Origin of the sequence: Butyrivibrio sp. (assembly GCF_017433805.1) — a bacterium.
GTDB lineage: Bacteria > Bacillota > Clostridia > Lachnospirales > Lachnospiraceae > Butyrivibrio.
Genome location: NZ_JAFRGN010000011.1, coordinates 121,971 through 134,169, shown reverse-complemented (window position 1 = coordinate 134,169; position 12,199 = coordinate 121,971). Strand labels below are relative to the sequence as shown.

General features: G+C 42.2%; 11 protein-coding genes, 1 pseudogene and 2 riboswitches. Of the genes and pseudogenes, 9 read left to right on the top strand and 3 right to left on the bottom strand.

The genetic code is table 11. The annotated features are described in order from the left end of the window. Nucleotides 1–23: 23 nt before the first annotated feature. Nucleotides 24–196: riboswitch (Lysine riboswitch) on the top strand. A gap of 201 nt (nt 197–397) precedes the next feature. The 3 genes from dapA to hisA are packed head-to-tail and all read left to right on the top strand — an operon-like array spanning nt 398 to nt 2,849. After that, nucleotides 398–1,285: a 4-hydroxy-tetrahydrodipicolinate synthase gene (dapA, locus tag IJI01_RS03030; RefSeq protein WP_292185665.1), complete on the top strand. Its 888-nt coding sequence runs from the start codon at nt 398–400 to the stop codon at nt 1,283–1,285. A 35-nt stretch (nt 1,286–1,320) separates the two neighbouring features. After that, entirely contained in the window at nt 1,321–2,076 is a 756-nt protein-coding gene (gene dapB, locus IJI01_RS03025; RefSeq protein ID WP_292185661.1) for a 4-hydroxy-tetrahydrodipicolinate reductase, read from the top strand. After that, on the top strand, nt 2,073–2,849 hold the full coding sequence (gene hisA, locus IJI01_RS03020) for a phosphoribosylformimino-5-aminoimidazole carboxamide ribotide isomerase (protein WP_292185658.1): 777 nt from the start codon (nt 2,073–2,075) through the stop codon (nt 2,847–2,849). The genes dapB and hisA overlap by 4 nt, the downstream gene beginning before the upstream one ends. Before the next feature lie 195 nt (nt 2,850–3,044). Here the strand turns inward: hisA and IJI01_RS03015 are convergent, their stop codons facing one another. Beyond that, on the bottom strand, nt 3,045–3,245 hold the full coding sequence (locus tag IJI01_RS03015) for a cold-shock protein (RefSeq protein ID WP_013281837.1): 201 nt from the start codon (nt 3,243–3,245) through the stop codon (nt 3,045–3,047). Nucleotides 3,246–3,519: 274 nt separating this feature from the next. Between IJI01_RS03015 and IJI01_RS03010 the strand changes: the two genes are divergently transcribed. Beyond that, nucleotides 3,520–3,807 carry a YerC/YecD family TrpR-related protein gene (locus IJI01_RS03010; protein WP_029231989.1) on the top strand — a complete coding sequence of 96 codons (288 nt, stop codon included), beginning with the start codon at nt 3,520–3,522 and terminating at the stop codon, nt 3,805–3,807. 107 nt (nt 3,808–3,914) lie between these two features. Here the strand turns inward: IJI01_RS03010 and IJI01_RS03005 are convergent, their stop codons facing one another. After that, nucleotides 3,915–4,400 carry a bactofilin family protein gene (locus IJI01_RS03005; RefSeq protein ID WP_292185654.1) on the bottom strand — a complete coding sequence of 162 codons (486 nt, stop codon included), beginning with the start codon at nt 4,398–4,400 and terminating at the stop codon, nt 3,915–3,917. Between the two features lie 15 nt (nt 4,401–4,415). Further along, on the bottom strand, nt 4,416–5,198 hold the full coding sequence (locus IJI01_RS03000) for a murein hydrolase activator EnvC family protein (protein WP_292185651.1): 783 nt from the start codon (nt 5,196–5,198) through the stop codon (nt 4,416–4,418). A 151-nt stretch (nt 5,199–5,349) separates the two neighbouring features. Next, nucleotides 5,350–5,582, top strand: a riboswitch (cobalamin riboswitch). A gap of 737 nt (nt 5,583–6,319) precedes the next feature. On the opposite strand from IJI01_RS03000, the pseudogene IJI01_RS02995 reads away from it, so the two are divergent. From IJI01_RS02995 to cbiD, 5 genes and pseudogenes are all read left to right on the top strand, one after another. Then, nucleotides 6,320–7,387, top strand: a pseudogene (locus IJI01_RS02995) (sirohydrochlorin cobaltochelatase); the annotation flags it as partial. After that, nucleotides 7,374–8,903, top strand: coding sequence for an ABC transporter substrate-binding protein (locus tag IJI01_RS02990; protein WP_292185648.1), 1,530 nt, complete (start codon nt 7,374–7,376; stop codon nt 8,901–8,903). The pseudogene IJI01_RS02995 and the gene IJI01_RS02990, both read left to right, overlap by 14 nt. Before the next feature lie 34 nt (nt 8,904–8,937). Further along, nucleotides 8,938–10,410, top strand: coding sequence for a cobyric acid synthase (locus tag IJI01_RS02985; protein ID WP_292185645.1), 1,473 nt, complete (start codon nt 8,938–8,940; stop codon nt 10,408–10,410). 10 nt (nt 10,411–10,420) lie between these two features. Further along, nucleotides 10,421–11,050, top strand: a complete 630-nt coding sequence (locus IJI01_RS02980; protein WP_292185643.1) for a precorrin-8X methylmutase — start codon at nt 10,421–10,423, stop codon at nt 11,048–11,050. 3 nt (nt 11,051–11,053) lie between these two features. Next, complete coding sequence (gene cbiD / locus IJI01_RS02975; RefSeq protein ID WP_292185641.1) at nt 11,054–12,199, top strand: cobalt-precorrin-5B (C(1))-methyltransferase CbiD; 1,146 nt, start codon at nt 11,054–11,056, stop codon at nt 12,197–12,199.

Here is a 12,199-nt window from a genome sequence, read left to right as displayed (position 1 = left end):
TACTATTTAAAAAACAACATAAGACTTTAGATAGAGGTTGCGTATTCAATGAGTAATTCTGCGGATGTGTCAGGCACAGGAGAAGCAGGATGGAAGGTGAATATGCCGAAAGGTTTGGTTTCCTGAAGACCAGATGCTTGGGCATATAGTTAAGAGCTATATGACTGTCATCGCAAGATGGGGCGCTATCAAGTTCATTCTTATTTTGTATTCAATTGGGAATGGAATAGTATTTGCGGCTCATCAGATTAATCTGTTGAGCCTTTTTTATTCTGTCGAATAAAAAAAGAATTGCGCAACTCGCGGAAATGATATTATTGCTTACGCAATCCGCTCGTGCGCAGAAGCGTCGCAAGCGACTCTTCATTTGAAGGTCTGAATTATTAAGGAGGATATCATGGCAATATTTAAGGGAGCAGGAGTAGCAATCGCAACTCCATTCAAGGAAAACGGTGATGTTAATTATGAGGAGTTTGCAAGACTCATAGAGTTCCAGATTGAGAATGGAACAGACGCTATCATCGTGTGTGGTACTACAGGTGAGGCAGCAACCATGTCAGAGAAAGAGCACATGGAAGTTGTTAAGTTCTGTATCGACAAGGTTAACAAGAGAATTCCTGTAATTGCAGGAACAGGCTCTAATTGCACACAGACAGCAATTGAACTCTCCAAGCTTGCTGAAGAATACGGCGCAGACGGCGTACTTTCTGTAACTCCATATTACAATAAGGCAACACAGGAAGGTCTTTATGCTCACTTTGGCGCTATTGCAGATGCTATTAACATTCCTATCATTCTTTACAATGTTCCTAGCAGAACAGGCTGCAATATCCTTCCAGAGACAGCAGTAAGACTTTGCCGTGACAAGAAGAATATCGTAGGTATCAAGGATGCTACAGGAAATATTGCTCAGACATCCAGAATGATGCAGCTTGCAGAAGGATGCATTGATCTGTACTCAGGAAATGACGATGAGATCGTTCCAATCATGTCACTTGGCGGACTTGGTGTTATCTCAGTTCTTTCAAATGTTGCTCCACAGCAGACTCACGAGATCTGTCAGAAGTGCCTTGATGGCGACTATGCAGCAGCAAGGGAGCTTCAGTTCAAGGCGATTCCCCTTGTGAAAGCTCTTTTCTCAGAGGTTAATCCTATCCCAGTTAAGAGCGCACTCAAGATGATCGGTATCCAGGCAGGCCCTCTTCGTCTTCCTCTTACAGAGATGGAGCCAGCTCACCAGGAAGTTTTAAGAGATGAGATGAAGAAGTTCGGACTTATTAAATAATAGACTTGCACATAATGGGAAGGAGCACAATGGCTATGACAAAAATGATTATGCACGGCTGCAATGGCCGTATGGGACATGTAATTATTGATCTGGTTAAAGAGGATGCTGACATCGAAGTAGTAGCAGGTGTTGATGCCTTTGGTGAGAACAACTACGATTTTCCAGTTTTTAAGAGCCTTTCAGATTGTAATGTAGAAGCTGATGTTATCGTTGATTTCTCTAATGCTTCTGCAGTTGAGGGACTTCTTGACTATGCTGCCAACAAGAATACTCCAGTTGTATTGTGTTCAACAGGCCTTTCAGAGGATCAGCTTGCTAAGGTAAAAGAGGCATCTACTAAGGTGGCGGTTCTTAGATCTGCAAATATGTCAGTTGGTGTTAATGCACTTCTCAAAGTTCTTAAGGAAGTAGCACCTCTTTTTGCAGAGGCTGGATTTGATATTGAAATAGTAGAAAAACATCACAATCAGAAGCTTGATGCACCAAGCGGAACAGCTATTGCTCTTGCAGATGCTATAAACGATGCTTTTGATGAGAAGTATGAATATACTTATGACAGAAGCCAGAGAAGAGAAAAGAGACGTCAGAAGGAAATCGGAATCTCTGCAGTTAGGGGCGGAACAATCGTAGGTGACCATGACGTTATCTTTGCTGGACACGACGAAGTTGTAACACTTTCTCACAGAGCTTATTCACGGGCAATCTTTGGAAAGGGTGCCATCCAAGCAGCCAAGTACCTGGCAGGTAAGGGTGCTGGCATGTATGACATGGCAGATGTACTGGCATGAGGTTCAGACCTTGTATTGATGTTCACAACGGAAAAGTTAAACAGATAATAGGCAGCAGCCTTGTAGATGCAGGTGATCAGGCAAAAGAGAACTTTGCATCTGCTAAGGGTGCTGATTTTTATGCCAGAATGTACAGGGAGAGGGGATTGAACGGTGGTCACGTTATAATGCTCAATCCTGTAGAGAGTCCATATTATGACATAACCAAAAAGCAGGCTATGATGGCGCTTTCTGCTACTCCTGGACTTCTTCAGATTGGCGGTGGCATAAATGCAGATAATGCAAAAGAGTTCCTTGATGCAGGTGCTTCACATGTGATCGTAACCTCTTTTGTATTCAAGAATGGTAAGATCAGTATGACGAATCTTAAAAAGCTGGTTAAGGCTGTAGGCAAGGAAAAGATAGTTCTTGATCTGTCCTGTAAGGCCGATGAGAATGGCAGGTATATGGTGGTTACTGACAGATGGCAGCAGATGACAGATGTAGAGCTTTCTGCTGAGAATCTGGAAAAGTTATCTGAGTACTGCGATGAGATTCTGGTTCATGCTGCTGACGTTGAAGGTAAGCAGAATGGAATAGAAGAGAATGTCGCGAGAATCCTCGGTGACTGGGGCAAAATGCCAATTACCTACGCCGGTGGTGTTCATTCTCTTGAAGATATTGATAAGCTAAGGAAGCTTGGAAAAGGTAAGATAGACGTCACTGTAGGAAGTGCACTGGATATATTCGGTGGAAAGCTTAGAATGGATGACGTTATAAAATGCTGTGAATAACAGAATGTATAGAATCTAAAAGATTATTCTATGTGATTTCGAAAATTTGCGGATTAGCTCAAAAAATCCATCTGGTAAAACCAGATGGATTTTGTTGATTAATCATTGTTACAATCTTGCGAATTCAAAATATATATCTATATTAGAATAAGGCACTATGTAGTCTGATTAATTAGCCTTTAACTCACTTGTGAATCAAAGCTTGTTTACGTTTACGGCCTGAGGTCCCTTTTCGCCCTGGATTACATCATACTCTACAGAAGCGCCCTCTTCGAGAGACTTGAAACCTTCCATGTTGAGTCCTGAATAATGTACGAATACATCATTTCCAGCCTCGTCAGAGATGAAGCCGTAACCCTTCTGGTTGTTGAACCACTTAACAGTACCTTTGTTCATTGTAATACCTCCACTAAAAATAAAAAAATAATCGTTCTGTTGTCCACGACAACATATTAATGCTAACACATAAAAAAACAAAAGTAAAGGCAATTTATTGTTTTGAAGTGGAAGTTTTACGCAAATATTGAACATTGTTCGGTAATATTTCGAAATACAGAATAGAGTTCTTTACTTTACTAGTTCAGAGTGATAAAATATTTAAGCATGAAAGTATTATTGACGAAATATAGTATAGTAATTGAGTAAAATATGATTTAAGGAGACTTACAATATGAACAAAAAGATTAGGACAGATGCAGTTGATCACCTGTTTAATGCGATACTTTGCCTCCAGAACAAAGAGGAGTGCTATAGCTTTTTCGAAGATCTTTGTACTGTAAATGAACTTCTTTCTCTTTCACAGAGATTTGAGGTTGCTTCTATGCTCAGAGACCACAAGACTTATCTTGAGATTGCTGAGAAGACTGGCGCTTCTACTGCTACTATCAGTAGAGTTAATCGTTCACTTAACTATGGTGACGACGGATATGAGCTTGTATTCGAGAGAATGCAGGATTGATTTGGGTAGGGCAGATAGCCCACGGATATATTATTGATTTCTGTGAATATAATACTTTGTAATAAAAGCCGAATGCATCAATGCATTCGGCTTTATTGCGCTTATCTTTATTTCTTATCTGAATCCTTTTTATCAGCGTTTTCTTCTGTCTTGTTCTCAGCAGCTTTGTTTTCCTCAGCAGCTTTGTCTGCTGCAGCTCTTTCCTTGGCTACCTTGGCTGAATTCTTATCAAGGTTAGTCATTTCACATTTGCCCTGGAATACAGCGTTCTCATCAATGATGATACCCTTACAGGTTACATCGCCGATAACCTTACCAGTATCACTGATCTCAACCTTGCCCTGAGGTGAAGAAACATTACCGTTTATTTCGCCTGCAATATAAGCATTGAGACAGGAAACAGTTCCTACGATCTTGGCTTCCTGACCAACGATGAGTGCGCCACTTATGGTTACATTACCCTTTACAGTTCCGTCGATTCTGGCAGAATCTTTAGTTGTAAGAGGTCCTTCGATTACAGCACCTGGTCCGATGATGGTTCCTACCTGTTCCAGAGACGGATCAAGCGTTGTATCTTTTTTGCTTCCAAACATATACTTTCCCTCCGTTTATCCGTTAATCTCAATTAGTGTTTCTGGATTAATAAAGTTCTCATCCTGTTGAATCTGATATCCAAGGGAAGTGTTATCCTCACCGACTACAAAGAGGATATCTCCCCTGTCGATTGAATCACCTTCTGAAACCAGTGGATTACCAGAATTTCTATATATAGAAACGTAGCCGTTCCCATGATCTATAGTTATAACATTGCCAAACTTGGCATCGGTTGTAACGCTTGTAACTGTTCCGGATCCGGATGCTATGACATTACTGCCTTCTCCAGCGGTAAATACCACAATAGGATTGCCAGTAGCTGTATCCTTGTTATCATCAGTGAGAGTAGTGACAGTAGTAGAATTGGTATCATCTACTGCGTTAGTCATAGAAGCTGTTCCAGATAAAGGGAAACCGGATGGAATTGCAAGAGCTTCTGCTTCTTCAGCAACTACCTGTTCGTCTTCTATTCTCTTATTGATAGCAGCGGAGAGCTGCTCGTTTTCTGTTTGAAGTTTCTCATTGGCAGCTGTAAGCTGATCATTGTCAGTAATGAGCTGCTCAAGCTGTTCTTTCTGCTGCACTTCAATGTTTCTCAGAGTATCAATCGTTATTGCAGTATAAATAATGTAGCAAACAATAGCCAGAGCTATTGCAAAGCATGTATATGCCAGTAATTGAGTCTTGAAATGATTTAAGTGTAGGCGTTTTGTACTGCCGTCTGAATCCCCCGAGATTATCATAAAAGTATAATGCCTTTTATGTCTGTGCTTTTTAGGCTTTGCTACTTTTCCCATATTAACCTCTCGATATATAGTTTCACCCTCAAGGCCTAATTTTATCATAACGAGTGTCATTTATGCAACTATGCTACATTTTACCTTGATTTCTGTGATATTTTTGTTAACAAACTATGTTTATCAGAGCGAATGTGCTATTATGACTTTATAATTGAATAAAGCGGAAGGTGTCTGCAGGCAGTTTAGCGCTGCTGTGCAGGTGAAAAGGGAAGCAGGTGCAAGTCCTGCGCGATCTCGTCACCGTAATTCGTAAGGCCATGTGCCAGTTGTTCTTCATAACCACTGGGGTGTTGAATGCCCTGGGAAGGGAAGAATGGTGAATGTCTCTTATTGAGATATTGTACGATCAGTCGGGAGACCTGCCTGTCGCTGTACTAAGGTGTATGATTCAATTTATCATAACTCCCAGGTCACGAGGAATTGACTGTACGAAGCCATTTAGCAAAAGATATATGTCTTTTGCTATTAATAGTGTGCTATTAAGGATATTGACTACAGATGAGAACTCGTGATCAGAAGTTTATGCTTCTATCGGAGTTCTCATTTTTTTATTTTACAGGAGGAATATTATGAAGAAGAAACTGTTAACAATGGTTCTGGCATGCTCCATGGCTTTTGCGCTGTGTGTAGGCTGTGGTCAGACAGCGCCTGTTGCAACAAACGAGAATGCTACAGAGGAAGTCAGTGAAGTGACAGCGGAGGAAAATGTGAGCACAGCTAATGAAGAGGCAAACGCTCAGGTACTTGAGGACGGCGTATATGATGCCAAATTTACAACAGACAGCAATATGTTCCATATTAATGAAATGCTGGATGATATGGGAACTCTTACAGTTGAGAATGGCGAGATGACAATTCATATTACGCTGCCTTCCAAGAGCATTGTAAATCTTTTCCCAGGAACAGCAGAAGATGCCCAGAAGGAAGGTGCAGTACTTCTTGAGCCAACAGTAGATAAGGTTACTTATGAAGATGGTACAACAGAAGAGGTTCACGGTTTCGATGTTCCAGTTCCTGTTATTGATGAGGAATTTGACCTTGCTCTTATAGGAACAAAAGAAAAATGGTATAACCACAAGGTAATGGTTTCAGAGGTTAAGCCTCATGAGACAGATACTGACAAGGAAGCTGCTGATGAGGTAGCTGAGCTGATCGATCAGATCTATGTTCAGAATTGGACAGAAGATACAGAGGCTCAGTGCGCAGCTGCCAAGGCTGGCTGGGATGCTCTTACAGATGAGCAGAAAGAGCTGGTTGAGGGCGATGATGCTGATCCAGATTACTTTGGCAGAGATACAGGTGATGCTTCCAAGGATGATCCTTTAAATGGAGATGAGATCGGAGATAAGGAGATTCTTGTAGTAAGCTTTGGTACTTCTTTTAACGACAGCAGAGCTGAGGACATCGGCGGAATTGAGAAGGCAATTGCCAAGGCTTATCCTGACTGGTCTGTAAGAAGAGCCTTTACTGCACAGATCATCATCAACCATGTAATGGCAAGAGATGGAGAGAAGATCGATAACGTAGATCAGGCCCTTCAGAGAGCAATAGATAACGGTGTCAGCACACTTGTTATTCAGCCAACACATCTCATGCATGGTGCTGAGTATGACGAACTTGTTGAAACATTAAAAGACTACGAAGACAAAATTGAGAACGTTGCAATTGCTGAGCCACTTCTTGGAGAAGTAGGAAAAGATGCAAGTGTTATTAACGAGGATAAAGAAGCAGTAGCTAAGGCTATTACAGCAGCTGCAGTTAAGGAAGCAGGCTTTGACAGTCTTGATGCTGCTAAGGATGCAAGCACAGCATTTGTTTTCATGGGACATGGAACATCACATACAGCTAAGGTTACATATTCACAGATGCAGACTCAGATGGACGAGCTTGGTTATGAGAATGTGTTTATTGGAACTGTTGAGGGTGAGCCTGAAGAGACAGAGCTTTCAGAAGTTATTAATAAGGTAAAAGAAGCTGGTTACAAGAACGTAATTCTCAGACCTCTTATGGTTGTTGCAGGTGACCACGCTAACAACGATATGGCTGGTGATGACGAGGATTCATGGAAGAGTGGATTCCTTGCAGATGGTTCTTTTGACAGCGTAGAATGCCAGATTTCCGGACTTGGCAGAATTGAAGATGTTCAGAAGTTATATGTGGAGCATACAGGAAGTGTACTTAAGTAATAAGAAGATTAAGCAGATCATATTGATTTTGACCATGCTTGTTTGCTTGTGGGGATGCGGCAGAATTCCAGATGGGGAATATGCCGCATCTGTTACACTTACGGGCGGAAGTGGCAGGGCATATATTGAAAGCCCCTGCAAGGTCATGGTAGAAAACGGCAAATTAACAGCGGATATTACATGGAGTAGTCCCAACTATGACTACATGGTTGTGGATGGTAAGACCTATAAGCCTGTTAATACAGAGGGTAATTCTGAGTTTATCATTCCTATCAGACTCGATAAGGAAATGGCGGTTCAGGCTGACACTACAGCTATGAGTACGCCACATTTGATTGATTATACATTGGTGTTCTCGCTGGATAGTACTGGCGAAGGCGAAAAAGAGGCAGGAAGTCAGGAAGCAATAAATGATTCTGGAGAGAATATTGAAGACGCAAGTCAGACATCTGCGGGAAAAGAGATGGCGGCTCCATCTATTCCAGGACTTACCTATATTTCTACAGATGAGAATGCATACGCAGGCTGCTATAAGGTTCATAGATATGAATGTGATGTAACAGTCATAGCGGTGGATGATGGAAGAACATATCTGGTTATGCCGGAGAATACGGAAACACCCGAAAATCTGCCATCAGATATCACAGTGATAAGGAAGCCTGTTTTAAATGTGTATCTGGCTGCATCCGGAGCAATGTGTCACTTCGACAGTCTTGATGCGGTGGGCAGTATAACTTTGTCAGGTACTGACAGAGACAACTGGTATATAGATTCTGCAATAGAAGCTATGGATCAGGGAACACTTATATATGGCGGCAAGTACAGTGCGCCGGACTACGAGATGATGGTTGATAAAGACATTCATCTTGCTATAGAAAATATGATGATACTTCATTCTCCCAAGGTGCTTGAGAGGCTTGAAGATTTAGGAATACCTGTTTTTATAGACAGGTCTAGTTATGAAAATGAGCCGCTCGGAAGACTTGAGTGGATTAAGATATATGGAATTCTTACGGATAGAGAGAAGCAGGCCGGTAGCTTTTTTGACCAACAAAAGAGCCTTGTGGACGCTATAGATACCGGTAACCTGCAAGAAAAGAAGGTTGCCATATTTGCAGTTAATTCAAACCACCAGATAGTAACAAGGAAAAGTAACGACTACCTGGCCAAGATGATAACTGAGGCAGGCGGAATATATCTTTCACCAGAAGAAACTGATAGTGACAGTTCATCAACGCAGATGACGATAAGCATCGAGGCGTTCTATGCCTACGCTCTTGATGCGGACATCCTTATCTACAACGGAACTATACAGGATGCACCGCAAACTCTTGATGAGCTCTTGGCTATAGATAAGCTCTTTGGAAGTTTATCAGCTGTTCAAAATGGGAAAGTCTGGTATACAGATAAATCTCTTTATCAGTTTGCCAACAAGACAGGAACAATAATAGAGAACTTAAACGCAGTTATTAGCAGAGAGGAAAAAGAGACACTCTTTTTCCACGGACTTAATTAACTGCATTTATCAGATAGAAACAAGGAGACTTGATTTGGCTAAAAATCTCATGATACAGGGCACCATGTCCGGAGCCGGAAAGAGCATTTTGACGGCGGGAATACTCAGGGCCTTAAGTCAGGATGGATACAGGGTTGCGCCCTTTAAATCTCAGAATATGGCACTTAATTCCTACGTGACGATCGAGGGAAAAGAGATAGGAAGAGCCCAGGCGTTGCAGGCCTTTGCGTCATACCTTGAGCCAAATGCGGATATGAACCCGATACTCCTTAAACCTATGGGAGATACTACTTCTCAGGTTATCGTAGGCGGGGAGCCTGTGAGCAACATGAGGGCTGCAGATTACTTTAAGATCAAGAAGGATTTTATACCTGATATTCTCAGATCTTATGAGCGACTGGCTGATGAGTCTGATGTAATAGTAATTGAAGGGGCCGGAAGTCCTGTTGAGATAAACCTTAGGGAAAACGACATAGTAAATATGGGTCTGGCAGAGCTTCTTGATGCACCGGTATTACTTGCTGGAAATATAGATCCCGGCGGCGTTTTTGCGCAGCTCCTTGGAACAGTAAGTCTGATGCCTCAAAATGAGCGAGACAGGATTAAGGGACTTATCATCAATAAGTTCAGGGGTGACGTATCTCTTTTGGAACCTGGTCTTGATATGTTCAAGGCATATTGTGACATTCCTTTTGCGGGAGTTGTACCATATGTGAAACTTCAGCTTGATGAGGAGGACAGCGTTTCTGATAAGCTTAAGCTAAAGTCCGGCTTTGATGCTGGCAGTATTGTTAAGATAGCAGTGATCCGTCTTCCGTACATCAGTAATTACACGGACTTTACGGTGTTTGATAAGGCTGAAGGCGTTGAGGTTATCTTTACGGATTCCAGAGAAGCGCTAAGAGAAGCTGACCTTATCATTATCCCAGGAACCAAGAATACAATGGGTGATGTGAAGTGGCTTAAGGAGACAGGCCTTTATAAGGAAATACAGGGGCGTGGAAGTGCCGGAGCCATGGTAATAGGAATCTGCGGCGGTTTTCAGATGCTGGGTATGACTATTGATGACGAGGTCGGAGCTGAGAAAAAGGGAAGCGAAGAAGGACTTGGACTTCTTCATGTCAGCACTTCATTTGGAAGTGAGAAGACTCTTAAGCAGGTAGCAGGAACTATCGAGGGAGCGGATGGAATATATGCTTCTCTAAATGGTTGTAGTATCAAGGGCTACGAGATTCACATGGGAAAGAGTGTACGCCATGACGACCATAGCAGCAGATATGTTGTTACAAAAGACAATATTCTGGGATCCTATGTCCATGGAATTTTTGACAACAAGGATTTTGCAGAGAGGATTTTGCAGATCATCACTGAGAGAAAAGGAATAAGTGCACATAGCTTTGAGCTTGAAAGTAAGAGTGATGTTCAGGAAAGAGAATTAAATAAGCTGGCAGACACCTTAAGGGAGAACCTTGACTGGAAGCTTATTTATAAGGCTATTGGCCTGTGATAGGAGAAATATGGAAATTAAGCGCATATTGCCATCAGAAATAGAGGGTGAGAGCTTCAGGATCATAAGACAGGAACTATCAGAAATGGGTAAGGTTGTGCCAGCGGATGTGGAACCAACCGTTGTCAGAGTTATTCACACCACGGCGGATTTTGAATATGCTGATACCCTTGCATTTTCTGATGGAGCTATAGATAAAGCCAAGGATGCCATCAGAAGGGGAGCACATATAGTAACCGATACCAACATGGCACTGGCAGGCATTAAAAAAGCCATACTCCAGAAATTTGGAGGAGAAGCTCACTGCTTTATGGCTGATAGCGAAGTGGCAAGACTTGCTAGCGAGCAGAAGGTTACAAGAGCCTATGTGAGTATGGAAGTCGCTACAAAGACAATAGATAAACCTTTGATCTTTGCTGTTGGAAACGCACCGACAGCTCTTATAAGGCTTCGTGAGTTATATGATGAGACAGGCTATAAGCCAGAACTTATCATTGGTGTTCCTGTTGGCTTTGTAAATGTGGTGGAAGCCAAGAAGCTCATTATGGAAATGGATGTTCCCTATATAGTAAATGTGGGACGAAAGGGCGGAAGCGGCGTTGCAGCGGCTATCTGCAATTCTCTTTTGGTAAACATGTAAGCTATGGACAATAACATTTATATAGAAAAAGGTGGTCAGAAGTTAAGATGCGGATTTACGACTGGAAGCTGCGCGGCTGCAGCTGCGAAAGCCGCACTTGTGATGCTCCTTGATAAAAAAGATATCTTCTCTGTCAGTATAGTCACTCCGAAGGGACCTACTTTTCTGGCAGAGCTTATAGATATAAAAAGGTCAGATACATCAGTGAGCTGCGCTGTTATTAAGGATGGCGGAGATGATCCTGATGTGACCAGTGGAATGAGGATATATGCTGAGGTTTCTTGTAGTGAGGATGGGAATGGAGTAGAGATAGATGGCGGCGAAGGTATCGGACGGGTTACCAAGCCAGGGCTTGACCAGCCGGTTGGAGAGGCTGCCATCAATTCTGTTCCGAGAAAGATGATCAGGGAGAATATTATAGAAGTTCTACGTGATCACGGAATGGAAGATAAGAGTGTAAGAGTAGTAATAAGTGCGCCGGAAGGAAAAGAGGTTGCGACCAAAACCTTTAATCCAAAGCTTGGAATCGTGGGTGGTATATCAATTCTTGGTACAACGGGAATTGTTGAGCCTATGAGTGATGAAGCAATTGTTGCCACCATTAAGACTGAGATAAGTGTCAGAGCGGCAGAAGGTGCAGAGGTGCTACTGGTAGCTCCAGGTAACTATGGACTTAAGTTCCTTCAGGTTGAATATGGCTTTGATGAGAAAAAAGCTATCATGTGTTCTAATTTTGTATATGAAACTGTAAGGCTTGCAAAGAAAGCTGGCTTTAAGAAGATGCTCTTTTGCGGACACCTAGGCAAGCTTGTTAAGGTTGCAGGCGGAATAAAAAATACTCATTCAGCTTACGGTGATCACAGAATGGAAATTCTGTGCGAACTTGTGAGATGGGCTGCAGCTAGTGAAAGCGATGTTGGTGAGTTATGCACTAAACTCATGGAATGTGTAATGACTGATGAGGCTGTAAGGCTGATAACGGAAGCGGGCTATAAAGATAGGGTTTTTGATGAGCTTGCTGTCAGGATCAAGAGTTACATGGAAGAGTGGGGCGATGGAGAATTGACAGTGGAAACTGTTGTCTTTTCCAATGACTACACTAAGCTTGTGACTACAACAGGAGCTGAAGAGTTTTTGAGAGGTATATAA